The organism is Sphingobium sp. TCM1, from assembly GCF_001650725.1.
GTDB lineage: Bacteria > Pseudomonadota > Alphaproteobacteria > Sphingomonadales > Sphingomonadaceae > Sphingobium.
Map to the genome: position 1 here is coordinate 213,018 of NZ_LXVX01000001.1, position 24,489 is coordinate 237,506.

The window sequence follows — 24,489 nt, forward strand, 5'->3', positions numbered from 1 at the left end:
CTACAGGCCCACCACCGCCGGAAGCGCGCCGATATGGGGGATTTCGACATCGCGATAGAAGGCGTTGGACGGTTCATGGCCGCGCCCCACGAATACGCGGCAGCCGAAATGCAGGTCGGTGGCGGTGTTCTGGTCGTAGCGGAAGCTGGACGAGACGTGCATCATCTCTTCCGGCTTCGCGCCCAGCTGGTCGAACATATATTCGAACGCCTGCATACGGGGCTTGTAGGCCTGCGCCATCTGCGCGGTATAGACCGCGTGGAACGGCGCGCCCAGCATCGCGACATTATGGTGGATCTGGTCGTTCATCGCGTTGGAGAGGATGACGAGCGGGATCTTGTCGCCGATCTTGCCCAGGCCGCCCGGCACATCGTCATGCGGACCCCAGGTCGGCACTGCGTTGTAGACCGCGTCGGCGTCCGCCTCGCGATATTCCACCCCCCAGCGCTTGCAGGTGCGCGCGAGCGAATTGCGGATGATCTCCTGATAGGGTTCCCACGGGCCGAGCACCTGGTCCAGGCGATAGGCGCCCCAGTCCTTGCAGAATGCGGGCAGGTCTTCCGCCGCGATGCGATCGGCCATGAAGGCGGTCGCCATCTCGGTCATGCGGAAACGGGTCAGCGTGCCATAGCAGTCGAAGCTGATATATTTGGGCCGGAAATTGGGCATCGGCGGAGCGTCCTTTGCGGGTTCTACGGTTGGCTTGGGAAGCCGTTTGACAGCAGCATTACGACATGGCGGAGCCGGAACATGCGCCCGATATCTTCGGGTGGGGACGCAGATTCACGGCTTTATCGCGATCCTTTCGGCATAGTTTGCCGCGCTCCTGCGAAGGCGGCAATCGGGTCGTTCGGGCATCTGCCGGACAGGCGATCGGGGGAGCAGGGCGGCATGGAATGTCGCCCGTTCAATAGCCCCGGCCACGCGCGACTTCGCCCTCGATCGGCGCGCCTGCCTGATGACGGCGAATGTTGGCGATCAGCGCGCGTGCGGCGCTGTCTGCGCGGGTCATGCTGGCGACATGAGGCGTCAGGATGATGCGCGGATGCGCCCAGAAGGGGTGATCGGCGGGCAGCGGCTCGGGGTCGGTCACGTCCAGGACGGCGCCGGAAAGATGCGCCTCGTCGAGCAACGACAGCAGATCCTGCTCCACCAGATGCCCGCCCCGTCCGACATTGACGAGGGCCGCGCCGCGCGGCAGCAGCGACAGGGTCTTCCGGCACAAAATGCCGCGCGTCTCGTCGGTCAGCGGCAGCAGGCAGATGAGAATGTCGCAGGCCGCCAGGAAATCGGGCAGCGCCGCCTCCCCGGCATGGCAGGTCACGCCTTCCATGGCGCGCGGCGACCGGCTCCATCCCGACAGGGGAAAGCCGAACGGCGCCAGCGCCTTCAGCACTGCCTGACCCAGATTGCCCAGCCCCATGACGCCGATCCGCCGTTCGCCTGCGGATTTGAGCTTGATGGGCGCCCAGCGCGCGTCTTTCTGCGCCTCCCGATAGTCGATCAGGTTCCGGTGCAGCGCCAGCGCCGCCATCGTCGCATATTCGACCATGCCGGCGGCGATGCCCGGCTCGATCATGCGGACGACGCGGATATGCGGCGGCAGGGCGTTCATGTCGAACTGGTCGATGCCGGCGCCGATCGAAAACAGGATTTCCAGATTGGGCAGCCCGGCGATCAGCTCGGCCGACGGCGCCCAGGCCGCCAGATAGCGGATCGTCGCGGGATCATGCGGCTGCGACGCATCGAAAAAGCCGATGTCGCTCGCCTCTGCCGCGAAAATCTCGCGCCAGATGCGGCCGCGTTCGGGATCGGATGTGTAGAGCAGGGTCATGCAGTTACCTTTCGGGTGGGGCGGCGGCGCTGCCGGGCGGCGTGCCACCACATGATCGGGCCGGACACAGCCAGCGCCGCGAGGATGATGGCGACGGCCAGCAGCAGCACCGGCCCGACCGGCGCGATGATGTCGCCCGCATGGATCGGCAGGACGGTCATCCACAATGCGCCGCTCTGTTCGGCGCGGGTCGCGCTGACGATATGGGGCTGCGCGATCGTCACGATCGCGCGATGCACCGCGCGGGCGTTGCGCTCGGGCGCGTGGAAATTGACGATCAAGCGGTCGCCGTCGATCCGCAGGTCGCGCAGGCTGTGATCGGGAAAGGCGGTCTGCGCCAGCATCAGGCTGCGGTCGATCGCGGCTGCGGACGTGGCGACGGCTGTCGGCGCCGGGCTGTCACCGGCCAGTTCGGGCACGATCAGCAGCATCCCGGTGCCGGCAAGGACGATCAGGAAGGCGGCGGCCACGACGCCCACCGTGCGATGCGCCTGCCGCAGCACCATTTGCGGCGCGAGCGTCCAGCGGATGCCGAGCGCCTTGATGATATTGCGCTTGGGCCACCAGAAGCGGAGGCCGCTGACGGCCATGACAAGCAACGCCAGCGCATTGAGCGCGACGACCACCATGCCCGCCTTGCCCGCCATCAGCCGATAATGGATCTGCAACGCCGCCTCGACCGGGAAGGCGGACAGGCCGCCCGCGCGTCGGACTCCGCCACCCGCCGGATCGATGGAGGCGTAGCGGGTGCGGCCCTCGCCATCGCCCAACTGGGCGAACCAGGTGGCATTGTCCGTGTCCGGCGCGAACAGCCGGGTGACATGATGGCCGGGCTGGAAGCGCGCGGCCTGCGCGGCGGCCTCGCCGGCTGATATGGCCGGTCCCCGCGCCTGGCTGGTCATGCCGGCCGGATCGATCATCCGTGCAACCGGCCCGCGATAGAGCAGCAGCGCCCCCGTCAATGCCTGGACGAGCAGGAAGGCCGCCATGGCGAGGCCCGTAAGCCGGTGGATGCGAAGCCATTGCGCGCGGGTCATGATGCGCCTCTTGTCGTCAAAAGAAAAAGGCCGCCGACGTTCCCGAGCTTGGAGGGGGGAACGCCGGCGGCCCGTCGGGACACGCAGTCCCGACGATGCTGCATCAGAAGTCGAAGCTGGCGCGGACCGTGAACGACCGCGGCGTGCCCGGCTGGATCCACAGCGCCGCGTAGGAGCTGGCATAATATTTCTTGTTGAACACATTGTTCACATCGGCCGACAGCTTGATCTGGTCGGTGATGTTGAACGACCCCAGCACCTTGGCGATGGTGTAGCTGGGCAGGAAGAAGGTCGTTGCGGTTTCGCCCAGGCGACGGCCGACATGCGTTACCCCAGCGCCCAGCATCGCTTCATGATCGCCGATCGAGAAATTCTTGAACAGCAGGGCGTTGCCCTGATGCTTGGGAATGTTGATCAGCGGATCGCCCTTCAGGATCTGGAAACCGAAATTGGGGTCCAGCGCGTTCGTCGCCCATTCGGCGTCGGTATAGGCATAGGTCAGGAAGAGTTCGAATCCGGCCGGCAGCTTGGCGTTGAGGTCGAACTCGATGCCCTTGCTCTTGGCTGACCCGACCGGCTTGGAAAAGCCCGCATTGGCCGGGTCGGTGGTCAGCACATTGTCCTTCTTCATCTTGTAGAGCGACACGGTGCTGGTGATCCGGCCATCGGGCGTCACGAACTTGGCGCCGACTTCGTAGGATTCGCTGATTTCCGGCTCGAACGGCTGGCCATCGAAGCCCACGCCGCTGTTCGGGCGGAAACCCTTGCCATAGCTGGCATAGAGCGAAACGCTCTTTGTCGGCTCGAACACCATGCCTGCCATCGGGCTGAACTTGGTGTAGCTCTTCTGCGGGTTGGTGCCGTTCAGGCGCAGGTCGATGTCCTGGCTGAAATCGTCATAGCGCCCGCCGAAGCGCACCTTGAACTGCTCGGTGATCTCGATCTGGTCCTGGGCGTAGATGCCCCAGGCCTTCTGGATTTCGGTGGCGTTCTGGATGACGACATTGGGCGTGGGGCCGACGATCGTATAGTCGGGATTGAAGATGTCGATCGCATAGGACTGATCGGCCGCCACGGGGCGATAACGGGTCTGGAAGGTCTTGATCTTGAACTTGTCCCAGTCCGCGCCGATGCGGATATTGTGGACGATCGACCCGGTCTCCACCTTGCCGCTGATTTCGCCACGGAACACCATATGGGTGGTGCTGTAGTCGCGATAGCGGCGCTGGCGGGTCAGGGTCCGGCCGTCATTGTCGATCCGCTGGCGGCTCAGAACCAGTTCGGGATCGCTCGAAAAGCCCTCGAACGTCGTGTCCTTGTAGCCTGCGCCCAGCATCAGCGTCCAGTCGTCGCTGAAATCATGCTGATATTGCGCCTGATGGCCCAGCACCTCGACCTTGGTCGGGCCGTCACTGGGATTGCCCAGGAAGCGGCTGTTGGGGATCGCGCCCAGATTATAGCTGATCGTGCCATTGGCGTTGACGGTCGGGATCGCCACCACGCCGCGCTCGAACGGCACTTCCTGGTTCACATATTCCATCTCGTAGGTGAAGATGTCCTTCTCGGTCAGCTTCGCCAGGAAGGACGGGGTCAGCGTATATTTGCGTGTTTCCACGGTGTCGCGGAAGCTTTCGGCATCCTCGAACGATCCGTTGAGGCGCACCGCGACGCTGTCGCTCAGCGGCAGATTATAGTCGCCTTCGACCCGGTAGGTGTCCCACCGGCCGGCCGAAACGGAGAAGCTGCCACCTTCCTTGAAGGTCGGCTTCTTGGTGACGATGTTGATCGTGCCGCCCGGCTCGCCGCGCCCGAACAGCGCCGAGTTCGGCCCTTTGAGCACTTCGATCCGCTCGACGTTGGACGCATCGCGCGGACCGCCATAGCCGCGGCCGCCATTGAAGCCGTTGACCAGGAAGCCGCTCGGGAAATTCTCGTCCCCGGCAAAGCCGCGGATCGCGAAGCTATCCCACAGGCCGCCGAAATTATTCTGCCGCGACACGCCGCTCGCCAGTTCCAGCGCGGTGTCGAGCCGGGTGATGTTGAGGTCGTCGAGCAGCTTGCCTTCCAGGAACTGGACCGCCTGGGGGATTTCCTTGACCGGGGTGTCGCCGAAATATTGGCGCTTCAGGCCGGTGACGACGATTTCGCCATCGGGCGTGGCGGCAGGCTCCTGAGCCTGGGCCGCGGACGACAGGGCGATGGCGGCAGTGCTGGCGATGAAGGCCAGGCGTAGGGTGGATGAAGTGCGCATGATGCTGTAACCCCTTATGAAATCGCTGTTCCCTTATGTCCTGCGAAACGGGGGGCCGGCTTGTTCTGTTATTCCCGCGCGGACATTGAGTCCTGTCATCGGGGCCGGGCCATTGGGTGTTCATTCACCTCTTCTTGACGTCGAGGCTATGTTGAATGACGGAAATATTACGTCAAACATGGCCTTTGCGACGGTGCATAATTGTGAATCAGGCGGCGTTACGGCAGGAAAATGCCGCGACCCGGCAAGGGTTTGAAAAGCCCGGAAAAGTGGGAAAAATGGCCGCCTTCCGGGTAGGGAAGGCGGCCGAGGCGACCCGACGCAGGACCGTCAGAGATATTTGAGCCACCATATGTCCTTGCGGCGCTGCTTGAGCTGCGCGAACCAGCGGGTGGGGAAGTAGAGGACGGGGATCAGGATGAAGACCCAGATCCACACCCAGCGCAGCTGATCGACGCCGAAAACCGTGCCCTTGGTCGGACCGTAGAGCAGCAGCGCGACATTGTAGATCAGCTTCAGCACGTAGAGGTGAAGCACATAATAGAACATCGGCGCCCCGCCCAGCAGCGCCAGGTGCGGCATCGCCTTGCTGTCCTCGAACTTCTCGAACAGCGCCAGCAGCAGGCAGCCGGTGCCGACGGTCGGCATCAGGAACAGCAGCGATGGCGGATATTTGGTGAGCGCGAGGAAACTCATCACCGTGCGCAGCGGCGAGTCGGCGACGAACCAGGGCTTGTCGCCATAAATGTTGAGATAGCGGATGGCGACGAAGCCGATGACAAGGCCGAGGCCCAGCATCGTCAGCCGCCTGATGCGCCGGACCGGGTCGCTGCCGCGCGCGAACCACGGGCCGCAGGCATAACCCAGCAGGATCACGCCGATCCAGGGCAGCACCGGATAGGTGGTCTTGATCGCGATGCCGCCAGCCTCGATCAGCGACCGCTGGTGCAGGATCGCCCAGGCGACATAGCCCGGCTGGTCCGCCGTCAGCCTGATGGGGTCGAGCAGATTGTGCAGGCAGACGATGGCCAGGCCCACCGCGAACTGCGCGGGGCGGGGCAAATGGAGCAGCGCCGCCAAGGCGACCATGCTGATGCCGATCGCCCAGATCACCTGCAACCAGATCGCCGTCGGCGGGAAGGCGGGCGCCTGGGTGGGCCAGGCATAGCCGACCACGGTGAATTCCAGCACGATCAGGAACAGGCCGCGCTTGAACAGGAATTCCGACACCTGCGCCTTCGTATGCGACTGGCCGTAGAGCCAGGCCGACAGACCCGTCAGCGCGACAAAGGTCGGCGCGCAGAAGGTTGAGAGCAGCCGGGTGAAGAACAGGCCCGGATCGGTCGTGGTGGCGTCGACCGGGTCGGTGACCTGCAAATGCAGATACCATGTCTCGCGCACATGATCGACCAGCATGAACAGCATGACCAGGCCACGCAGGGCGTCGATGGCGATCAGCCGGGTCCTGGCCTTGGCGGCGTCGATCGGAGATGCTGCGGCCCGAAGGCCGATGGGGGGCGCGTGGCCCGCAATACTGCTCATGGCACCTGTCCTTGTTGCACCTTATCCCTCATTCGCCCTTGGGCTGGAAGAGATCTTTATAGAAACCGACCGTCCTGACGCTGACGGTCACGGGCGTGTCGCCCTTGTTGCGGAAATACCAGCCATGGGTGCCGTCGAAGGGGGCGGTGAAATCGCCCTGGCCGCCGGTCATTTCCAGTTCTTTCCAATAGTCGGTAAATTCGCCCTCGGCGGCATTGACCTTCTCGCCGTGCATTTCGGCCTTCACCGGCCCACCGGTCGATTTCCAGCTGAAGATGAAGCTGTCGCCCTTGGTCATGTGCGCCTTCACTTCCTGGCCGCTATGCGGCTCCAGGGTGATGGTCATCTCGTCCTGCCGCCACGGGGCGATCTTGCTGATGCTGTCCTTGGTCGGCGTCGCGATCCCGGCCGGGGTGGCGGATGGGGCGACGGGGGCGGCCTCGGCTTCGGGGCCCGCAACCATTCCGTTGAGGCCCAGCGCGCCGCCGACGCCGGTCGGGTCGACGCCATATTCCGCGGGCAGCACGAACAGGGTCAGGATCGCGACAGCGGCCAGCGCGGCCCCGCCGGTCGCCTTGGCGAGGGCGGCGGGGGAAGGGCTGATGCGGGTGGGAAGCGCGGATGCAGTGGTGGCCGTCATGTCATGCCCCTTGTGTGAAATAGCCGGCCAGCTGGTAGCCGATCAGGACGAAGCCGGCGGCCATCAGCGCCGCGTTGGCGACGATGGCGCTGCGGTGGAAGCTGGAACTCATGCGCCACAGGTTCATGAGGATCAGGATGATCGCCAGCGCCATGAACTGGCCCAGTTCGACGCCGACATTGAAGCTGATGAGATTGTATATCATTCCGTCCTTCGCCAGTGTCAACTCCTGCAATTTGGTGGCGAGGCCGAACCCGTGGAAAAAGCCGAAGATCAGCACCGCCGCCTTGGGATCGGGTGAAAAACCGAACCAGGTGCGGAACCCGTCCAGATTGTCGATCGCCTTGTAGACCACCGACAGGCCGATGATCGCGTCGATCAGGAACGGGTTGGCGCGGATGTCGAGCAGCACGCCCAGCAGCAGAGTGGTGCTGTGTCCGATCGCGAACAGCGTCACATAGGCGCCGACATCCTTCATCCGATAGAGGAAGAAGATAACCCCGGCGAGGAAGAGCAGATGGTCGTATCCGGTGACCATATGCTTGGCCCCCAGATACATGTAGGGGATGATGTTGATCCCCGACGCGCCTTCGATGAAGGCCTTGTCATTCTCGTTGACGCCATGTGCCCAGAGCGACGAACTCAGGCAGGCGAGCGCCAGCCCCGCCAGCAGCAGCGCGACCCGCCGCACGCCTGGAGAGAGGAGCGGTGGGTGGGTCGCGCTGTGCATGGTGCCCCCTTATTTCGCCTGGAAGGTGGCGAAGCTCTTGGCCCCGCTCTTGTCGATCAGCGCCACGACCAGCTTGGCGCCCTTGGCGGTCTTGAAGCCGGCAGCGCTCAGCTTGTTGCCGCCGGCGGGCTTCAGCGCCGCCTCGGTCTTGGCGCCCGCGGCGGTCTGGGTCAGCTTGGCGGTGAAGCCAGCGGCGGCCAGCGGCTCATCCTCTTCGCTCAGATACACGTCGACGCCCTTGGGGCTGGCGACCAGTTCGATCATCGTCTCCCCGGTCATCTGAACCAGGCCGCCATGCTGCGGCTTCATGCTGCCATGGGCGTGCAGCATCGCGGGGGCGGCAAGCAGCGTGATGGCGGCGATACCGGAGCGGATAAGATCTATCTTCAAGGCTATTCTCCTGATGGAAGGGGCGGTCGTCATTCCGGCAGATGCGGCAGGACGAAGCTGAGAGAGGCGCGATATTCCTCATGGTCGACCTTCTTGTCGGTCGTCTGGCCGACATAGATCGCCATCAGCACATTGATGCCCTGGTTGCGCAGCGTCACTGTGGCGGTGCCATCGGCCGCCGTCTTGGCGGGGGCGGCTTCGTCGGGATCATTGACGTAATCCTGCATCACGGTCGCCCCGGCTACGGCCTTGCCTTTATAATAGACCCGCACCTTCATCGGTTCGCCCATCTTCTGGGGGATGGCGGTGTCGACCGGCACGATCTGGAGCATATGACCCTCGAACAGGGGCACCGGCTTGGTCGGCACCTGGCTCAGATGGACGGCATATTTGAAATTATGTTCGGCCAGCGTCGCGTTGGGCACTTCGTCGCGACCCTTGTTGTGCCATTCGCCGTCGGGCGTTTTGCTCCAATAGCCATAATCCATGATCGCGGCGACCGCGGCCACTGGTTCGTCGCTGTCGACCACCGGGATCACCCCCGCCGCACGCAGCGATGTGTTCACCGGCGCCCAGTCGGCATCATAGCCCGTGACGGTCTTGACCAGCGGCAGCCGCTTGACCGCGTCCAGATCATCCGCGCCGACGCCATAGACCAGCGCCAGCTGCCGCGCGCGCTGCGCGAACCAGATGCCGTGGGCGCTCAGTGGCGCGGCCATCGCGGCCATTGTGACCGCACCGATGGCGGCCGTGGCGAGACGTCTGAAAGGCATCTTCTGCTCCTCGATAAGGGGTATCCCTGATGACCGAGGCTATGATGCGGACACGACGGAATGTTCCGAATATGTGAAATGACTAGGTGGAAAATGTCAAAAAAATGACCGACGAAGCACTATGCTTCGTCGGCCTTCTTCTTGCGATAGCGTCGCAAATGCGGGTCACGCGTCTTCCAGCGCCACGCTGTTGACGATATGCGCCTGGGTATATTCCAGCATCCCCGCTTCGCCCAGTTCACCGCCCAGACCGGACTGCTTGACGCCGCGGAAGGGTATGTTGGCGTCGATCGCCAGATGCTGGTTGACCCATACGGTGCCGGTATCGATCTTCATCGCGATCTGCGTGGCGCGCTCGACATCCTTGCCCCACACCGTGCCGGCCAGGCCATAGTCGCTGTCGTTGGCGCGGGCGATGACATCGTCGATATCGTCATATTTCAGCACCGGCAGGACCGGGCCGAACTGTTCCTCCTGCACCAGCGGGGCGTCCTCGGGCAGGTCGCGCACGATGGTCGGCGCGATGAAATAGCCCGGCCGGTTCATCGGCTCGCCGCCCGCCAGCACCGTGCCGCGCGTCCTGGCGTCGGCGATCAGCGCAGTGACCTTGTCGAACTGCATCTTGTTCTGCACCGGGCCGATGGTCGTGCCCTGCTTGGCGCCGTCATCGACGATCGCCTCATTCGCCAGCTTCGCCAGCTCGTCGCAGAAATCGTCATAGAGGGCGCTGGGCACATAGGCGCGCTTCACTGCGACGCAGATCTGCCCGGCATTGGTCATTGCGCCCTGATATACCTTGTGCGCCACCTTCCGGGGATCGACATCGTCCAGCACGATCGCGGCATCATTGCCGCCCAGTTCCAGCGTCACCCGCTTCACCGTCCCGGCGGACGATGCCATCACCTTCTTGCCGGTCGCGGTCGACCCGGTGAAGGCGACCTTGGCGATATCCTTATGCCCGGTCATCAATGGCCCCAGCTCATTCTGGTCGCACACGATGTTGAGCACGCCCGCCGGCAATATGTCCTTAGCCAGTTCACCGAACAGCAGGCTGGTGAGCGGCGTCGTCGGTGCGGGCTTGGCGACCATCGTGTTGCCCGTCACCAATGCCGGTCCCAGCTTGTTCATCAGCAGGATCAGCGGGAAGTTCCACGGCGTGATCGACGCCACCACGCCCAGCGGCGTGCGATGCTCGACCACCTTGTTGCCGCCCTCGTCCTTCAGAACCTTGGGTTCCACCCGCATCGCGGCGAATGCGCGCAACGTGAAGACACTGCCCATGACCTCGTAACCGGCCTGGTCCAGCGGCTTGCCCTGTTCGGCGGTCAGCAGACTGGCGAACTCGCCGATCCGCGCCTCCAGCGCGTCGGCCAGCTTCAGCACCAGCGCCGCGCGCGCATCGACCGGGGTTGCCGCCCATGCGGGCTGCGCCTTCTTTGCGGCCGCGATTGCCCGCTCCAGCAGGGCCTCGTCCGCCTTGGGGCAGGTGGCGAAGGCCTCGGCCGTCGCCGGGTTCACCACGTCGAACCGGCTGACGCCCGGCACCAGTTCGCCGTCGATCAGCATCCGATATTCATGATCCATGACTCGCTCTCCTTTATCCGGTGCCGTGGGTCGGCATTGCCTATCGCAATTCGGGTCCGCACCCTGTACCATATATTTGTGCGCCAGGGATACAGATTTTAAGACGGGGATGGTTTGGGAATGAAACAGGGGGACGATCTCGATTCGCTTGTCGGCTATCGGATCAAGCGCGCCAATCTGCGCATGGATGAAGACGCGCGCGCGGCTCTGGCGGATCATGACCTGTCGCCCGCCAAGATGACCGCGCTCATCCTGATCCGCGACAATCCGGGCTGCGACCAGACCGCGCTGGGACGGGCGCTCAGCATCAACCGGTCCAGCGCGATGAAGCTCGTCAATATCCTGGTCGACAAGGGGTTGATCGAACGACGGCCTGGCCGGGACCTGCGGACCAATGCGCTGCTGCTGCTGCCCCATGGCGAACAGCAGCTGAAGGCGATGATGAAGGCGGTGCGCGCCTCAGACGCACGCATGACCGCCCGGTTGTCTCCGGACGAAATCCTCACGCTGCGCGCGCTGCTGGACCGGCTCGGCCCCTCGGAGGTGGAGGATGCGGATGGCTGAGCGTCGATCGGGCTTGCGCTAACTGTATCACTGGCGCACAATCTGTTTTGCGATCGGCAATTGATTCGACGGAAATGGAGAGGCGCGTGACAGAAACTCTTTGCCTGGACAATGGGAAGGCGCAGGATCGGGCCATCCCGATCCCGTCGATCGAGCGCCTCCTGCGTCCCCGCTCCGTGGCGATCGTCGGCGCATCCGACAAGCCCGGCGCGCTCGGCGCCTCGGTCCTGTCCAACCTGCTGCGGCAGGGTTTTGACGGCCCCATCCATCTGGTCAATCCCAAACGGGCCGAGATTGGCGGTCGGCCCTGCGTCGCTGCGGTGGACGATCTGCCCGCTGGTGTCGATGTCGCTGTCCTGGCAATCCCGCGCGCCGGTGTGCTGGATGCGATCCGTGGCCTCGCGGCGCGTGGCGCCGGCGCCGCCGTCATCTTCTCCGCCGGCTTTGCCGAAGACGGGCCGCAGGGTCTGGCCGACCAGCAGGAAATCGCCCGCATCGCCCGCGACGCGGGAATGGTGGTCGAAGGCCCCAATTGCCTCGGCCTCGTCAATTTCCGCGACAATGTCTCGCTGACCTTCATCGAAATGCCCGAAGCCAGGGCGCGGGGCGACCGCCGCGTCGGCATCGTCTCCCAATCGGGGGCGATGGCCGCCGTGCTGGCGACGACCATGATCCATCGCGATGTGCCCTTCAGCTGTTACATCTCCACCGGCAACGAGGCGGCGAGCGGGATCGAGGATTATTTCGCCTATCTGGTCGATCAGCCCGACGTTCAGGTCATCGGCCTGATCGCCGAGCATGTCCGCGACCCGGCCCGCTTCCTCTCCGCCGCCCGTGCCGCCTGCGCCGCCGGCAAGTCGATGGTGCTGCTCCATCCCGGCCGCAGCGTGGCGGGCGCGGCGAGCGCCGCCACCCATACCGGCGCGATGGCAGGCGATCACGCCGTCATGGCCGTCCATGTCCAGCGCGCGGGCGTCATCCTGGTCGACTCGCTGGAGGAGCTTGGCGACGTTGTCGAAATCCTCGCCCGATCGCCCGATGCCGGGATCGGCGGCGCGGGCGTCATCGCGGAGTCCGGCGCGTTCAAGGCGATGATGCTCGACCTGGCCGAAGCCGTAGGTCTCGACCTCCCGACTCTGACCGACGCCGACAGCCCGGCACTCCGCGCGGCGCTGCCCGCTTTCGTCCCCGTCACCAACCCGATGGACATCACCGCCCAGGGGCTGGTCGATCCCGGCCTCTATGGCCGCACCCTGGCTGCGCTGGCGCAGGACGAGCGGATCGGCACGATCCTCCTCACCCTGATCCAGACCGACACCGGCACCTCGCACGTCAAGTTCGCGGCCGTGCTGGACGCCTTGAAGGCCATCGGCCAGACCAAGCCGATCCTCATCGGCGGCGTGGACGAAGGCGGCGGCGTCTTCGCCGACGATCTTGCCGCCCTGCGTCAGGCGGGCGTCACCTACCTGCCGACCGCCGAACGGATGCTGCGCGCGCTGGCTCGCATCGCCGCCCATCGCCGCCGCGCCGATGCCGTCGCGCCGCTCGATGCCCAGCCGGTCGCCGGCCTGGCGCAAGTCGGCAGCACCATCCCTGAATATCGATCGAAGGCGATCATGGGCGCGCAGGGCATCGCCTTCCCCGCCTTTGCGCTGGCGCAGACGGCCGAAGAAGCAGTCGCCGCCGCTGATCGTCTCGGCTATCCCGTGGTGCTGAAAGCCCAATCCCCCGAATTGCCGCACAAGAGCGACGCTGGCGGCGTTATCGTGGGCCTGGCCGATGCGGCCGCCGTCGCGGCCGGCTGGGACCAGCTGATGGCCAATCTCGCCGCTTCGCGTCCCGGCCTGGCACTGGACGGCGTGCTTGTGGAGGGGATGGCGGCGAAGGGCGTCGAACTGATCGTTGGCGCGCGCAATGATCCGCATTGGGGGCCGACGATCCTGGTCGGCTTTGGCGGCATCGCGGCCGAACTGCTGCACGATGTCCGCCTGCTCCCGCCCGACCTGACGCGCGACGCGATCATCGCGCAGATCCGTCAGCTGCGCATGGCGCTGCTGCTGGATGGCTTTCGTGGCGCGCCGGCCATGGATATCGAAGCGGTCGCCGACATGGTCCAGCGCCTGGGCCGGATGGTCGCGGCCACGCCCGCGATCAGCGAAGTCGATCTCAACCCGGTGATCGTCTATCCCAAGGGGCAGGGCGCGCTGGCGCTGGACGCCCTGATCTCCCTTTGAACGACCCTCCGTCCTTGCGAGCGCAGCGCTCGCAAGGACGCGATAATCAGGTCAGCGCATAATAGCGCAGCACATTGCCGTCCGCGCGCCGCTCACCCACGCCGACGAACACATGCTTGGTCAGCCAGTCATGCTTGCCGACCGGCGTCTCGAAACTCGGATTGCCACGCAGATAATAGTCCTGCTGGTCAACCGGCTCGCCGCCCGCAAAGGCCCAGTCGCGCAGCCGCGCCATCGTGTCGGGCTTGCGCCCCCACAGAAACCCGCGATTGTTAAGCAGGATCAGCGTCCCATCCTCCTCCTCCAGCATGTAGCGGGCGTCGAACACGGCGACATCGTCGGGCCGGAAATAGGCATAGTCGCCCCCCGATCCTGGCACTGCCCTGCCGCGCAGCCTCGGCCCTTCGAAGGTGCCGCTTTCCACATAGACGGCGCTTCGATTGCCGCCCCAGGGGGTGTTGGCGATCATCTGTACGCGCGGAAACTGCAGCCGCACTTCCATCGCGAATTCCAGCCGTGGATTGTCCAGCGTCGAAAACAGGTCGTTCATCATCCCAGCTCCAGCGTTCCGCCATCCACGAACAGATTGGCGGCCGTGATAAAACTCGCCTCGTCCGAAGCGAGGAACAGCACGGCGCGGGCGACTTCCTCCGCGCGGCCCATGCGTTTCATCGGCACGGCGGCGATCATCGCGTCGCGCATCGCATCGACCTCATCATCGCTCATCCCCGGATTGCGATGCAGCAGCGGGGTCTCGATCGGGCCGGGGCTGACCAGATTGACGCGGATGCCTTCGCCGACCAGCTCGCCCGCGATCACCTTCAGCGCCGCGTACAGCCCGCCCTTGGCCGCCGCATAGGCGGTGTTGCCCGGCACGAAGGCATGGCCGCCGATCGACCCGGTCGCAACGATCGATCCGCCCCCGCCCATCAGCCGCAGCGCCTTCTGGATCGCGAAGACACAGCCACGCAGATTGACGCCATGGACATGATCCCAGTCGCCCGGCGTCAGGTCGCGGAACGGCGCGAAGCCGCCCACTCCGGCATTGACGAAGAGCGTGTCGATGCGCCCGTCCTGCGCCGCGATGTCGGCGATCACGGCCTCCATCGCGTCCGGATCGGCAACGTCCGCGCTATAGCCCCGCGCGCCGGGGATTTCCGCCACCGCCGCATCGATCGTCGCCTGGTCACGGCCGGTCAGCCGCACATGTCCGCCCTCCGCCGCAAAGGCCCGCGCGCTCGCCAGCCCGATGCCGCTATTGCCGCCAACGACCAGGACGATCTTGTCCGTGAACCGCATGGATGGTCTCCCGGCTCAGAAGGGCGAATGGGGATTGGGGCTGTCGGTCGGCACATCCTGCACCACGTCCCAATGCTCGATGATCATGTCATCCGCGATGCGGAAGATGTCCATCACCGCGAAGCCCGGATCGCCGTCCCGGCGCCGCACATGATAATGGACCACCACATGGTCGCCGTCGGCGAAGCGGCGCTTGATGTCATGGACAGCGTGCGGATTTTCGCCGCGCACCTGGCGCAGGAATGCTTTGAGCGGTTCCAGCCCGGTATCGACCCACTGATTATGCTGGATATAGTCCGGCGCGATGAATCGGTCGGCCGCGTCCGCGTCCATCGGGATCAGCACCTGCTCGAACATCGCCTGCACCAGATCCAGATTGCGCTGCTCCTGCGCCGTGTAACTCATCACCCTCTCCCTCGATTTTTCGCTGGCGCATCGCCATGCTTTCCGCATACGATAACGATCGTTATTAAAAGAGCAAGCCGCAAGAGAGGGAGAGGGCGATGAACCGCGCCGGCTATGAGCGTTACGCACAGGCGTTCAACGATCGCGACTATGACACGGTCTTCGATCATTATGCGCCCGGCGCGAGCATCCGCTTCTTCGGCGTGGACCTGGGCGATCGGGACGCGTTCAAGCGCTTCTACCGCTTCCTCCATGCACATGTGATCGAGACGCTGACGATCGAGCGCTTCGCCGCCAGCGACGATCTCGTCGCGCTCGAAGGCGTCATCCGCGTGGAGGGCGTCCGCGATCTCGATGCCGCGACGCTCGCCGCCGAAGGGCTGGACCAATTCATCCCGATCGCGAAGGGAGAGGTGCAGGAAATGCGCCAATATATCCATTATCACCTGGCCGATGGCAAGTTCACCAGCGTCGGCTGCGCCGTCGTCGGCTTGACTTGAGCGCCGGCTAATGTCCTATCGCAGGATCATGTCGAACAGCAGCCTGTCCAAGAAACCGCGCGCGTCGGCCGAAACCAGCCCCGCCGATACGCTGCATCGCGTCCTGCGGCTGGCCAACAAGCTGATGGCGCCCTTCTCCACCTATCTGGAGCATCGCTACAAGATCAGCCTCAACGAATTCCGCCTGCTGATGCTTCTGGGGCGCTATCCCAATTCCGCCAGCCATGAACTGGCGGAGATGACAGGGGTCAACCCGATGAGCGTGTCGCGCGCGGTTGCCGCGCTCCAGAAGCATGGCCGCATCACCGTCGAGCGCGACCCCGCCAACAAGCGGCGCAAGATACTGGTCCTGACCGACGAAGGCCAGCGCCTCTACCGGCTCATGCGCCCGCAGACCGACAAGGTCGCGACCTATCTCGTCTCCGACCTGGCGGCCAGGGAGGTGGAGACGCTCAACCACTATCTCGACACGCTGGTCGATACGCTGGAGGCGACCGATGAGGCGGGCAACAGCCGTTTCCTGGAGTTCACAAGGCCCGATGGGGACGGGGACGGCGCCTAAACCCGTCGCCCCCGCGCCATCATCGTCGCCCACATGATGGTGAAGCTGGTCCCCAGCACTGTCACCAGCGGCATCACCGAAAAGGACGGCAGCAGCGACACCGTCCCGCTCGCCAGCGCCGTAATCGCCAGTTGCAACGTTCCAAGCAGGCCCGCCGCCGCGCCCGCACCGCCCGCCGCGGCATCAAGCGCCGATGTCGCAGCCGGAGTCAGGATCAGCCCCGACAGGGCAAACAACAGCATGGCATAGAGCTGGAACAGCGGCAGCGGCGCGTGTCCGCCCGCCAGCAGGGCGAAGGCGGCGGTCGCGCCGATCGCGACCAGCGCCGCGCCTGTCACCAGCCGCCGTGCCCCATGGGTCCGCATCAGGCCGGGCGCGAACTGGGTGGCGCCGATCGACACGACGGCGTTGAGCGCCAGCAGCAGGCTGTAGCTGCGCGCATCGAGGCCGAAGCCGCCGCTGTAGATGAAGGGCGCGGCGGTCACGAAAGCGAAGGGGGTCGTCGTCGCCAGCCCTGCCACCAGCGTCCAGCTCATGAAGGCGCGGTTGCCCAGCAGCCGCAGGCAGGGCGCGAGCACCGGCTGGCCATGGCTGCGCCGCGCGGGCGGCAGGCTTTCGGGCAGGGTCAGCCCCGCCGCCAGCGCCGCGACCCCGCCGCCGCAAGCCAGCAGCAGGAACAGTCCGCGCCAGCTCGTCAGCTCCAGCAGATAACTGCCCGCCAGGGGCGCGATCACTGGCGATATGCCGATGATGAGGAAGGTGAAGGCCATCAGTCGCGCGGCGCGATGGCCGCTATGCCGGTCGCGGATCATCGCGCGCACGCTCGACGTGCCGGCGCAGGCGCCCATGCCCTGCGCGAAGCGGAACAGGATCAGCTGCTCCAGGCTGGTCGCCAGCGCGCAAGCGATCGAGGCGGCGGCGAACAGGGCCAGCCCCGCAAGCAGGGGACGCCGCCGCCCGAACCGGTCGCCCAGCATACCCAGCGGGATCTGCGCCAGCGCCAGTCCCAGGAAGAAGGCCGACAGCGTGCGCTGCACAGCGCCATTCTCAACCGCCAGCGCCTGCGCCATGCCGGGCATAGCCGGCAGATAGAGGTCGATCGCGACCGGCCCAAGCGACGACAGGAAGCCAAAGCCGATGCCCAGCCACAGGCTTGGCTCGGCCGACGCGTGGCTGGGCGCTGGGCCGGGCGCTGGGCCTGGCGCGGGACTGGCGTGTGTCATGCGTGTCGTCACCCTCTCCAAACAATAACGATCGTTATATTTGTGCAGGGTGGGTGGCAAGTGATTTAGCTTGGCTTATTGTGTCATCAGCATACAATAACCGCAAAAGTCGTGAGAGGATGGAAGACCATGTCCTGTGCCAGCCTGCCGGCGGATGATCCGCGCACTATATTGGCCGACAATCCCATGCGCCTGCGGCAATGCGTGGCGATCGCGATATGCTTCCTGCTGAATGCGCTCGACGGCTTCGACATTCTCGCCGTGACCTTCGCCGCGCCGGGCATCGCCCGCGATTGGGGCATCGGTCCGGGCGCGGTCGGCATCATCGTGTCGATGGGGCTGGTGGGGATGGTGGTCGGCTCGCTGACGCTCGGCCAGCTGGCGGACCGGATCGGGCGGCGGCGGCAGATACTGCTCTGCCTCGCCATCATCATTCCCGGCATGATGGCCTGCGCCTTCGCGACGGGAGTCGTCATGCTCAGCCTGCTGCGCGCGCTGACGGGCCTCGGCCTGGGCGCCATGCTTGCAGCGATCAACGCCATGGCCGCCGAATTCGCCAGTCGCCCGCGCCGGGATCTGGCGGTCAGCATCATGGCGGCGGGCTATCCCGTCGGCGGCATTGTCGGCGGCTGGGGCGCGGCGCAGCTGCTTCGCAGCCATGGCTGGGAATCGATCTTCCTCACTGGCGGCCTCGCCACAGCCCTTATGGTGCCGCTTGTACTCCTGCTCCTGCCCGAATCGATCGGCTGGCTGGCGACGCGCGGCGGTCCCGACGCGCTCGCCCGCATCAACGCGATCCTGCGTCGGCTGGGCCAGCCGCCCGCCGCGCGGATCGTCGCGCTTGCGGAACCCAGGGCGTCGATGGGCACGCTGTTCACCGGCCGCTACCGCACGATGACGATCGCGCTGATCCTCATGTACGGCCTTCACATGATGACCTTCTATTACGCGTTGGGCTGGGCGCCCTCGCTGGTCGCGGCGCTGGGCTTCGATCCCTCGAGCGCGACGATCGTGTCGGTGGCGATGAACATGGGGGGCGCGATCGGCGGGCTGACGCTCGGCTTCCTCTCGCCCCGCCTCGGTCTGCGGCCGCTGGTCATCTTCGGTCTGGCCGGCGCAGCGATCGCCGTCAGCATCTTCGGCGCGGTGCCGGCCGACTTCCTGCTGCTTCAGGTTGCCGCCTTCATTCTCGGCTTTCTCGCCAACGGATCGGTGGTCGGTCTCTATGCGCTGATCGCCAATGTCTACCCCACTACCCTGCGCGCGACGGGCACCGGGGCGGTGATCGGCTTCGGCCGCTTCGGCGCGGCCTTCGGCCCCTTCCTCGCCGGGCAGTTGCTCGCGGCGGGGGCGGGGCGGGGCGTCACCTCCATGCTGCTGGCGCTGGGATCGGGCCTTGCCGCGCTCGTCCTGCTCCTCGTCCAGATCCGCGCAGCGGAGGAAGGCTGCCCGCAACCGAGCGTGGCTTAGCGCCGCACCACCACCTCGACCCCCGCCAGTCCCCGCGTCAGGGCAAAGGGCTTGTCCACGCTGACCCGAGCCTCGACCACCATGGAAAAGTCGAGGCAGCGCTCGCCCAGCCGCTGGGCGAAGGTTTCGATCAGCGGGATATGGACCAGCGCCAGATCCTCGGCCGCCTGTGCCACCCGGCGATAGTCGACCGTCTCTGCGATCCCGTCGACCCGGTCGGCCGACAGGAGGAGTTCGACCGAGATCACCAGCGGCTGCCGCCGCCCGATCTCGTCGGGATTGATGCCGATGTCGGCCAGCAGCGGCAGGTCGCGCACGCGCACCCTGGTGGCATATTGCGGTTCACCCATGGCGCGCCCTTTCCGCCGCCGTCACCGTGTTGCCGAGCAGGCAGGCGATGGTCATCGGCCCGACCCCGCCCGGCACCGGCGTCACCGCCCTTGCGTGTCCCAGTTCCTCCGTGGCGCAATCACCCACAAGCCGCGTCGATCCGTCCGGCTGCGCAACTCGCGTGATGCCGACATCAATCACGATCGCGCCCGGCTTCACCCAATAGCCGCGCACCAGATGCGGCGCGCCGGCGGCCGCTACGATGATGTCGGCCTTGCGGGCAATCTCCGGCAGGCCGCGCGTTTCGATATGGGTGACGGTCACGGTCGCCTCCCGCTCCAGCAGCAGCATGGCGACGGGCTTCCCGACGATGTTGGACTTGCCGATCACCACGACGTCCAGCCCGCGATAATCCGCGATCAGCCCGTCCAGCAGCTTCATGACCCCCAGCGGGGTGCAGGGGACGAGGCCACCGGTTCCCGTGGACAGCCGCCCGACATTGACCGGATGGAAGCCGTCCACATCCTTGGCCGGGTCGATCCGGTCCAGTACCAGCGTCGCGTCGATCTGTGGCGGTAGCGGCAACTGGATCAATATGCCGTCTATTTCGCCGTCCAGGTTGAGCCGGTCGATCAGGGCGAGCAGCACGTCCTGTGGCGTATCGGCGGCCAGCCGATGCTCCACGGAGACGATGCCGACCCTGCGGCATTCCGCGACCTTGCGCCCGACATAGACCTTGCTCGCCGGATCGTCGCCGACCAGCACCACCGCCAGTGCGGGCGCATGGCCCGTGCGTGCGCGCAGGGCTTCCACCCGCGCGGCGGTTTCCGCCGACAGGGCGCGCGCCACGGTGCGTCCGTCGATCCGCTCCGCCACGGCTTCAGGCCTTGAAGACGACAGTGCGTGCGCCATTCTGGAAAACCCGTCCCTGAAGATGGTGCTGCACGGCGGTGGCCAGCACCCGCCGCTCGATGTCACGGCCCTTGCGCACCAGGTCGTCGGGCGTGTCGGCATGGTTGATCGCCTCTACGTCCTGATGGATGATCGGCCCTTCGTCCAGGTCGGCGGTCACATAATGGGCCGTCGCCCCGATCATCTTGACCCCGCGCTCATGCGCCTGGTGATAGGGCTTGGCGCCCTTGAAGCCGGGCAGGAAACTATGGTGGATGTTGATGCAGCGGCCTGACAGGAAGGCCGCCAGGTCATCGCTCAATATCTGCATGTAGCGCGCCAGCACGATCAGGTCCGCGCCGGTCCGGTCGACGATCGCCTTGATCTGCGCTTCCTGTTGCGGCTTGCTGTCCTTGCTGATCGGCAGGTGATGATAGGGCAGGTCGCCCATCAGCGACGTGGTCAGCACATGCTGGGGATGGTTGCTGACGATGCCAACCACGTCCATGTCCAGTTCGCCGATGCGCCAGCGATAGAGAAGGTCGCCCAGGCAATGGTCGAACTTGCTGACCAGCAACAGCACCTTCTGCCGTTCGCTGCGGCGGCGCAGCGTCCAGTCCATGCCGCGCGCCTGCGCCAGCGATCCGAATGCGGCATCCAGTCCGGCGATGCCGTCCCCGGCGATCTCGAACTCGACTCGCATGAAGAATCGGTCGGTCAGCTTGTCATTATATTGCTGCGCGTCGGTGATGTTGCCGCCCTGCTGCGTCAGGCAGGTGGCGACATCGGCGACCAGCCCCGGCCGGTCGTCGCATTGCAGGGTGAGGGTGCAGATTTCGCTCACGTTCATCTCTCTCCGCTGATGGCCGGCGCGCTCAATGGCGGGCCGTATAGTCGTTGATCCATTCGACCGTGCGGGCGAGGCCGCCGAACGGATAGAAGTGCAGCCGCACCTTGCCATGCTGTGGTCCCAGACCGGCGGCGAGCGCGTCGACCAGTTTGTCGGGACCGGCGGTGCCGATCAGCCTGGTGATCGAAATGCCATATTTGGCGAGGACCGATGTCGATGCGCCCACGCCGCAGCGCGCGGCAAAGCGCATCAGCGTCTTGATCCCGGCCGGGCCGGGCACGCCGATCCGCACCGGCGCATCGATCCCGCGCGTGCGCAGTTCGGCCAGCCAGCCCAGGATCGGCGCCGCGTCGAAACCGAATTGCGTGACGATCAACGGTGCCATGTTCCGGCTCGCGATTTCGCCGCACTTGGCGGTCAGCACCTCGAACGTCTGGTCGGTGCTCATGTTGGGATGGCCCTCGGGATGGCCGCCGATGCCGATCGCCCTGATCCCCGCCCTCTCGAACGCGCCGGTGCGGATCAGCGCCATGCTGTCGGCATAGGGGCCCGCCGCTTCAGCAGGATCGCCGGCGATGACGAAGCAGCGCCGCACCCCCGCCTCGCGGACCACGGCCGCCAGATAGGTCTCGAAATCATCGCCCGATTCCAGCCGGCGGGCGGAAAAATGCGGCATCGGTTCGAAGCCCAGCGCGCGCACCGTCCTGGCCGCCGCGATCCGCGCCTCCAGCGACTCACCGGGCAGGAAAGTGACGGCAACCGGCGTCTCGGCCGGGATGGCCGGCGCGGCCTCGGTCAGCGCTTCAATGTCCTTGGCGGTGATCTCCAGCGAAAAGCCGTCGGTCATGCCCTTGGGCGGCAAATCCCAGTTCGGATGGATCGACGGCAGGCTCATGATTCTCTCCCGGTAGGACTGGACCCTGGGGCGGCTCGGCGCATCGGCTTGGCGCTCTTTGTATCCCCGGCGCATTTTCCCCCTAGCCCATCCGTCTAGATTCGTATAGATGAAATTTTCATGAGTGCGAAATCATCTGAATTGGCTTTGGAGCAGGGCGCGAAGGCGCCGCTTGTCATCCTTCCGGGGCTTATCTGTGATTCGCGCATGTTCGCCGACACGCTGGCCGCCTTTCCCGGCAGCATGGTCGTCGATGGCTTTTATGGCGGCGCGGACCGGATCGAGGCGATGGCCGATCATGCGCTCGGCCTCATTCCCGAACGCTGTGCGCTGCTCGGCCACAGCATGGGTGCGCGCGTCGCGCTCGAACTGGTGCGCAAGGCGCCCGGGCGGGTGGAACGGCTGGCGCTGGTCGACACCGGCGTCCATCCGGTAAGGCCGGGTGAGCGGGAAGGCCGCTATCGCCTGCGCGACCTTGGCCGGGCGCAGGGCATGGCCGCGCTGGTGGCGGAGTGGCTGCCGCCGATGATGGGCGCCGGCTCGCTGCGTGACGAAGCGCTGATGGACCGGCTCTACGCCATGGCCGTCGCGGCGGGGCTACAGGTTTTCGAGGCGCAGATCGAGGCGCTGCTGCATCGTCCCTTGGTCGATACGCTGCTGCCGACCATCGCTTGCCCGACCATCGCTATGGTCGGGCAGGAGGACCGCTGGTCTCCGGTGGCGCAGCATGAGGCGATCGCCGCCGCCATTCCAGGCGCGCGCCTTCGCGTCGTACCCGGCGCGGGCCACATGATGCCAGCGGAAACACCGCAGGCCTTCAACGGACAAGTGCGGGAATGGCTCGACCAGCCATCCTCGCCCGATGCGATTTCAATATCAGGTAGAAGGAGAGGTTTGAATGACTGACAAGACCCTGCAACAGCTGCTCGACGAAAAGGGCGATATCGTCGACTTCCTGCGCAACCAGCAGACCGGCCCCAATGCCTATCCCGGCGTTCCGGCCGAATATAGCAACTGGCGCGACGAACAGCGCAGCTGGGCCGAAAGTGCCGTGCTGTTCAACCAGAGCTTCCACATGGTCGATCTGCTCGTCACCGGTCCCGGTGCCTTCGACATGCTCGCCTATCTCGCCCCCAACAGCTTCAAGGGCTTCGTTCCCAACCGCGCCAAGCAATTCGCGCCCGTCACGCCGGAAGGCTATGTGATCGGCGACGTCATCCTCTTCTATCTGGAAGAAGAAAAGTTCGAGCTGGTCGGCCGCGCGCCCTCGATAGAATGGGTCGAATATTGGGCCTCCACCGGCAAGTGGGACGTGAAGGTCGAACGCGACGAACGCACCGCCGCCCGCCCGCTCGACAGCCAAGGCTATCGCCGCAACTATCGCTTCCAGCTCCAGGGGCCAAACGCCATGCCCGTGCTGGAAAAGGCGATGGGCCAGACCCCGCCGGACCTCAAATTCTTCCACATGGCCCCGATCATGATCGCCGGCGTCGAAGTGCGCGCGCTGCGCCACGGAATGGCCGGCCAGCCCGGTTACGAGCTGTTTGGCCCCTGGAAGGATTATGACACCGTCCGCAATGCGCTGATCGAAGCGGGCAAGGATTATGGCCTGACCCTGTGCGGTGGCCGTACCTATTCGTCCAACACGCTGGAATCGGGCTGGATCCCTTCGCCGCTGCCCGCAACCTATACGGGCGAAGGCTCCAGGGCGTTCCGTGAATGGCTGCCCGCCAAATCCTATGAGGGCATGTGTTCGCTCGGAGGCAGCTTCGTCTCAGACAAGATCGAGGATTATTATCTCAATCCGTGGGAACTGGGCTATGGCATCATGGTCAAGTTCGACCATGAATTCGTCGGCCGCGAGGCGCTGGAGAAGATCAAGGACCAGCCCCACCGCCAGAAGGTGACGCTGGCGCTCGACAATGAGGATATCGTCCGCGTCATGAGCTCGATGCTCCAGACCGGCGACAAGGCAAAGTTCCTGGAATTCCCCAGCGCGGTCTATTGTATGCACCCCTATGACGCGGTGCTGAAGGACGGCAAGACAGTCGGCCTGTCGACCTGGATCGGCTACACCATCAACGCGGGCCGCTTCCTGGCGCTCGCCATGGTCGACGCCGAGTTCGCGACGCCCGGCACGGAAGTCACCCTGCTCTGGGGCGAACCCGATGGCGGCACGGCCAAGCCCACCGTTGAGCCGCACGTCCAGACGGAGATCAAGGCGGTCGTGTCGCCCGTCCCCTATTCGGAAGTCGCCCGCGACAATTATGCCGAAGGCTGGCGCACCAAGGCCGCCTGATTATTTCCGAGCGGGAAGGAACGGGGGATGCCGAAAGGCGTCCCCCGTTTCATTTGGAGGGCAAAGGACATTAAGCCCGTTCCTGTGACGGAAGGGGTGGGTGCGAGCGAAAGGCGCCTTGAGCAGCGCTCCAGCAGGATGGTATGATCTGGGCGACGGCACCGTTCCGACCATGCGACACGGGTA

Annotated in this window: 25 protein-coding genes; 7 read left to right on the top strand and 18 right to left on the bottom strand. The window is 65.3% G+C overall.

Annotated features, from left to right (window positions below):
* The 10 genes from A7Q26_RS00955 to A7Q26_RS01000 all read right to left on the bottom strand — a co-directional run bounded on the left by A7Q26_RS00955 (window position 1) and on the right by A7Q26_RS01000 (window position 10,781).
* On the bottom strand, window positions 1-669 hold the full coding sequence (locus A7Q26_RS00955) for a haloacid dehalogenase type II (protein ID WP_066855195.1): 669 nt from the start codon (window positions 667-669) through the stop codon (window positions 1-3).
* A 238-nt stretch (window positions 670-907) separates the two neighbouring features.
* On the bottom strand, window positions 908-1,834 hold the full coding sequence (locus A7Q26_RS00960) for a 2-hydroxyacid dehydrogenase (RefSeq protein ID WP_066855198.1): 927 nt from the start codon (window positions 1,832-1,834) through the stop codon (window positions 908-910).
* Window positions 1,831-2,871 (bottom strand): PepSY-associated TM helix domain-containing protein, encoded by a 1,041-nt coding sequence (locus tag A7Q26_RS00965; protein ID WP_066855201.1) that lies wholly within the window; start codon window positions 2,869-2,871, stop codon window positions 1,831-1,833. Before A7Q26_RS00965 ends, A7Q26_RS00960 begins: the two co-directional genes overlap by 4 nt.
* Window positions 2,872-2,974: 103 nt before the next feature.
* A complete protein-coding gene (locus tag A7Q26_RS00970) occupies window positions 2,975-5,122 on the bottom strand; it encodes a TonB-dependent siderophore receptor (RefSeq protein ID WP_066855204.1) in 2,148 nt (715 codons plus the stop codon).
* Window positions 5,123-5,452: 330 nt separating this feature from the next.
* Window positions 5,453-6,664, bottom strand: a complete 1,212-nt coding sequence (locus A7Q26_RS00975; protein ID WP_084438925.1) for a DUF1624 domain-containing protein — start codon at window positions 6,662-6,664, stop codon at window positions 5,453-5,455.
* 28 nt (window positions 6,665-6,692) lie between these two features.
* Window positions 6,693-7,304 (bottom strand): hypothetical protein, encoded by a 612-nt coding sequence (locus A7Q26_RS00980; protein ID WP_066855207.1) that lies wholly within the window; start codon window positions 7,302-7,304, stop codon window positions 6,693-6,695.
* A gap of 1 nt (window position 7,305) precedes the next feature.
* Window positions 7,306-8,034: a HupE/UreJ family protein gene (locus A7Q26_RS00985; protein WP_066855210.1), complete on the bottom strand. Its 729-nt coding sequence runs from the start codon at window positions 8,032-8,034 to the stop codon at window positions 7,306-7,308.
* Between the two features lie 9 nt (window positions 8,035-8,043).
* The gene (locus tag A7Q26_RS00990) at window positions 8,044-8,424 is read right to left on the bottom strand and encodes a hypothetical protein (protein WP_066855213.1); all 381 of its coding nucleotides are present in this window, start codon (window positions 8,422-8,424) and stop codon (window positions 8,044-8,046) included.
* A gap of 29 nt (window positions 8,425-8,453) precedes the next feature.
* Window positions 8,454-9,197: a DUF4198 domain-containing protein gene (locus A7Q26_RS00995; RefSeq protein ID WP_066855215.1), complete on the bottom strand. Its 744-nt coding sequence runs from the start codon at window positions 9,195-9,197 to the stop codon at window positions 8,454-8,456.
* 165 nt (window positions 9,198-9,362) lie between these two features.
* Window positions 9,363-10,781, bottom strand: coding sequence for an aldehyde dehydrogenase family protein (locus tag A7Q26_RS01000; RefSeq protein WP_066855219.1), 1,419 nt, complete (start codon window positions 10,779-10,781; stop codon window positions 9,363-9,365).
* A 120-nt stretch (window positions 10,782-10,901) separates the two neighbouring features.
* Here A7Q26_RS01000 and A7Q26_RS01005 point away from each other — a divergent pair, with 120 nt between their 5' ends.
* Together A7Q26_RS01005 and A7Q26_RS01010 are read left to right on the top strand one after the other, a co-directional pair.
* On the top strand, window positions 10,902-11,345 hold the full coding sequence (locus tag A7Q26_RS01005) for a MarR family winged helix-turn-helix transcriptional regulator (RefSeq protein ID WP_066855222.1): 444 nt from the start codon (window positions 10,902-10,904) through the stop codon (window positions 11,343-11,345).
* An 86-nt stretch (window positions 11,346-11,431) separates the two neighbouring features.
* Entirely contained in the window at window positions 11,432-13,579 is a 2,148-nt protein-coding gene (locus A7Q26_RS01010) for an acetate--CoA ligase family protein (RefSeq protein ID WP_066855376.1), read from the top strand.
* A gap of 46 nt (window positions 13,580-13,625) precedes the next feature.
* On the opposite strand, the gene A7Q26_RS01015 is transcribed toward A7Q26_RS01010, so the two are convergent.
* From A7Q26_RS01015 to A7Q26_RS01025, 3 genes are read right to left on the bottom strand one after another with little or no spacing between them, the layout of a single operon-like run.
* A complete protein-coding gene (locus A7Q26_RS01015; protein WP_066855380.1) occupies window positions 13,626-14,129 on the bottom strand; it encodes a DUF3237 domain-containing protein in 504 nt (167 codons plus the stop codon).
* The gene (locus A7Q26_RS01020; protein WP_066855224.1) at window positions 14,129-14,878 is read right to left on the bottom strand and encodes an SDR family NAD(P)-dependent oxidoreductase; all 750 of its coding nucleotides are present in this window, start codon (window positions 14,876-14,878) and stop codon (window positions 14,129-14,131) included. The genes A7Q26_RS01015 and A7Q26_RS01020 overlap by 1 nt, the downstream gene beginning before the upstream one ends.
* A 15-nt stretch (window positions 14,879-14,893) precedes the next feature.
* Window positions 14,894-15,283 carry a nuclear transport factor 2 family protein gene (locus tag A7Q26_RS01025; RefSeq protein WP_066855228.1) on the bottom strand — a complete coding sequence of 130 codons (390 nt, stop codon included), beginning with the start codon at window positions 15,281-15,283 and terminating at the stop codon, window positions 14,894-14,896.
* A gap of 98 nt (window positions 15,284-15,381) precedes the next feature.
* Here A7Q26_RS01025 and A7Q26_RS01030 point away from each other — a divergent pair, with 98 nt between their 5' ends.
* Together A7Q26_RS01030 and A7Q26_RS01035 are read left to right on the top strand one after the other, a co-directional pair.
* Window positions 15,382-15,783, top strand: a complete 402-nt coding sequence (locus tag A7Q26_RS01030; protein WP_066855231.1) for a nuclear transport factor 2 family protein — start codon at window positions 15,382-15,384, stop codon at window positions 15,781-15,783.
* Between the two features lie 10 nt (window positions 15,784-15,793).
* On the top strand, window positions 15,794-16,345 hold the full coding sequence (locus A7Q26_RS01035; protein ID WP_066855234.1) for a MarR family winged helix-turn-helix transcriptional regulator: 552 nt from the start codon (window positions 15,794-15,796) through the stop codon (window positions 16,343-16,345).
* Here the strand turns inward: A7Q26_RS01035 and A7Q26_RS01040 are convergent.
* Window positions 16,342-17,568, bottom strand: coding sequence for a Bcr/CflA family efflux MFS transporter (locus tag A7Q26_RS01040; RefSeq protein ID WP_066855236.1), 1,227 nt, complete (start codon window positions 17,566-17,568; stop codon window positions 16,342-16,344). The genes A7Q26_RS01035 and A7Q26_RS01040 overlap by 4 nt on opposite strands.
* A 129-nt stretch (window positions 17,569-17,697) precedes the next feature.
* Between A7Q26_RS01040 and A7Q26_RS01045 the strand changes: the two genes are divergently transcribed.
* Complete coding sequence (locus A7Q26_RS01045; protein WP_066855239.1) at window positions 17,698-19,038, top strand: MFS transporter; 1,341 nt, start codon at window positions 17,698-17,700, stop codon at window positions 19,036-19,038.
* Here A7Q26_RS01045 and A7Q26_RS01050 read toward each other — a convergent pair.
* Genes A7Q26_RS01050 through A7Q26_RS01065 form a run of 4 tightly spaced genes read right to left on the bottom strand, consistent with a single transcriptional unit; the run spans window position 19,035 to window position 22,004 of the window.
* Window positions 19,035-19,388, bottom strand: a complete 354-nt coding sequence (locus A7Q26_RS01050) for a dihydroneopterin aldolase (RefSeq protein ID WP_066855242.1) — start codon at window positions 19,386-19,388, stop codon at window positions 19,035-19,037. The two genes, A7Q26_RS01045 and A7Q26_RS01050, sit on opposite strands and share 4 nt — an antisense overlap.
* Window positions 19,381-20,280, bottom strand: coding sequence for a bifunctional 5,10-methylenetetrahydrofolate dehydrogenase/5,10-methenyltetrahydrofolate cyclohydrolase (locus A7Q26_RS01055; RefSeq protein ID WP_198162797.1), 900 nt, complete (start codon window positions 20,278-20,280; stop codon window positions 19,381-19,383). The genes A7Q26_RS01050 and A7Q26_RS01055 overlap by 8 nt, the downstream gene beginning before the upstream one ends.
* Window positions 20,249-21,103 carry a formyltetrahydrofolate deformylase gene (gene purU / locus A7Q26_RS01060; protein ID WP_066855384.1) on the bottom strand — a complete coding sequence of 285 codons (855 nt, stop codon included), beginning with the start codon at window positions 21,101-21,103 and terminating at the stop codon, window positions 20,249-20,251. Before purU ends, A7Q26_RS01055 begins: the two co-directional genes overlap by 32 nt.
* Window positions 21,104-21,134: 31 nt before the next feature.
* Entirely contained in the window at window positions 21,135-22,004 is an 870-nt protein-coding gene (locus tag A7Q26_RS01065; protein ID WP_066855247.1) for a methylenetetrahydrofolate reductase, read from the bottom strand.
* A gap of 207 nt (window positions 22,005-22,211) precedes the next feature.
* Between A7Q26_RS01065 and A7Q26_RS01070 the strand changes: the two genes are divergently transcribed.
* Both A7Q26_RS01070 and desA read left to right on the top strand, forming a co-directional pair.
* Window positions 22,212-22,910 carry an alpha/beta fold hydrolase gene (locus A7Q26_RS01070; RefSeq protein ID WP_232313623.1) on the top strand — a complete coding sequence of 233 codons (699 nt, stop codon included), beginning with the start codon at window positions 22,212-22,214 and terminating at the stop codon, window positions 22,908-22,910.
* The gene (desA, locus tag A7Q26_RS01075) at window positions 22,903-24,303 is read left to right on the top strand and encodes a syringate O-demethylase (RefSeq protein WP_066855253.1); all 1,401 of its coding nucleotides are present in this window, start codon (window positions 22,903-22,905) and stop codon (window positions 24,301-24,303) included. Before A7Q26_RS01070 ends, desA begins: the two co-directional genes overlap by 8 nt.
* Window positions 24,304-24,489: the final 186 nt, after the last annotated feature.

Bases quoted from the DNA above. Each gene is read 5' to 3' on its own strand.
- A7Q26_RS01055 (WP_198162797.1), bottom strand. From the start codon at position 20,280: ATGGCGCACGCACTGTCGTCTTCAAGGCCTGAAGCCGTGGCGGAGCGG.
- A7Q26_RS01065 (WP_066855247.1), bottom strand. From the start codon at position 22,004: ATGAGCCTGCCGTCGATCCATCCGAACTGGGATTTGCCGCCCAAGGGC.
- A7Q26_RS01005 (WP_066855222.1), top strand. From the start codon at position 10,902: ATGAAACAGGGGGACGATCTCGATTCGCTTGTCGGCTATCGGATCAAG.
- A7Q26_RS01050 (WP_066855242.1), bottom strand. From the start codon at position 19,388: ATGGGTGAACCGCAATATGCCACCAGGGTGCGCGTGCGCGACCTGCCG.
- desA (WP_066855253.1), top strand. From the start codon at position 22,903: ATGACTGACAAGACCCTGCAACAGCTGCTCGACGAAAAGGGCGATATC.
- A7Q26_RS00955 (WP_066855195.1), bottom strand. From the start codon at position 669: ATGCCCAATTTCCGGCCCAAATATATCAGCTTCGACTGCTATGGCACG.
- A7Q26_RS01000 (WP_066855219.1), bottom strand. From the start codon at position 10,781: ATGGATCATGAATATCGGATGCTGATCGACGGCGAACTGGTGCCGGGC.
- A7Q26_RS01040 (WP_066855236.1), bottom strand. From the start codon at position 17,568: ATGACACACGCCAGTCCCGCGCCAGGCCCAGCGCCCGGCCCAGCGCCC.
- A7Q26_RS00985 (WP_066855210.1), bottom strand. From the start codon at position 8,034: ATGCACAGCGCGACCCACCCACCGCTCCTCTCTCCAGGCGTGCGGCGG.
- A7Q26_RS01020 (WP_066855224.1), bottom strand. From the start codon at position 14,878: ATGCGGTTCACGGACAAGATCGTCCTGGTCGTTGGCGGCAATAGCGGC.
- A7Q26_RS00980 (WP_066855207.1), bottom strand. From the start codon at position 7,304: ATGACGGCCACCACTGCATCCGCGCTTCCCACCCGCATCAGCCCTTCC.
- A7Q26_RS00975 (WP_084438925.1), bottom strand. From the start codon at position 6,664: ATGAGCAGTATTGCGGGCCACGCGCCCCCCATCGGCCTTCGGGCCGCA.
- A7Q26_RS01045 (WP_066855239.1), top strand. From the start codon at position 17,698: ATGTCCTGTGCCAGCCTGCCGGCGGATGATCCGCGCACTATATTGGCC.
- A7Q26_RS01030 (WP_066855231.1), top strand. From the start codon at position 15,382: ATGAACCGCGCCGGCTATGAGCGTTACGCACAGGCGTTCAACGATCGC.
- A7Q26_RS00995 (WP_066855215.1), bottom strand. From the start codon at position 9,197: ATGCCTTTCAGACGTCTCGCCACGGCCGCCATCGGTGCGGTCACAATG.
- A7Q26_RS00960 (WP_066855198.1), bottom strand. From the start codon at position 1,834: ATGACCCTGCTCTACACATCCGATCCCGAACGCGGCCGCATCTGGCGC.
- A7Q26_RS01025 (WP_066855228.1), bottom strand. From the start codon at position 15,283: ATGAGTTACACGGCGCAGGAGCAGCGCAATCTGGATCTGGTGCAGGCG.
- A7Q26_RS00970 (WP_066855204.1), bottom strand. From the start codon at position 5,122: ATGCGCACTTCATCCACCCTACGCCTGGCCTTCATCGCCAGCACTGCC.
- A7Q26_RS00965 (WP_066855201.1), bottom strand. From the start codon at position 2,871: ATGACCCGCGCGCAATGGCTTCGCATCCACCGGCTTACGGGCCTCGCC.
- A7Q26_RS01035 (WP_066855234.1), top strand. From the start codon at position 15,794: ATGTCCTATCGCAGGATCATGTCGAACAGCAGCCTGTCCAAGAAACCG.
- A7Q26_RS01070 (WP_232313623.1), top strand. From the start codon at position 22,212: ATGTTCGCCGACACGCTGGCCGCCTTTCCCGGCAGCATGGTCGTCGAT.
- A7Q26_RS01015 (WP_066855380.1), bottom strand. From the start codon at position 14,129: ATGAACGACCTGTTTTCGACGCTGGACAATCCACGGCTGGAATTCGCG.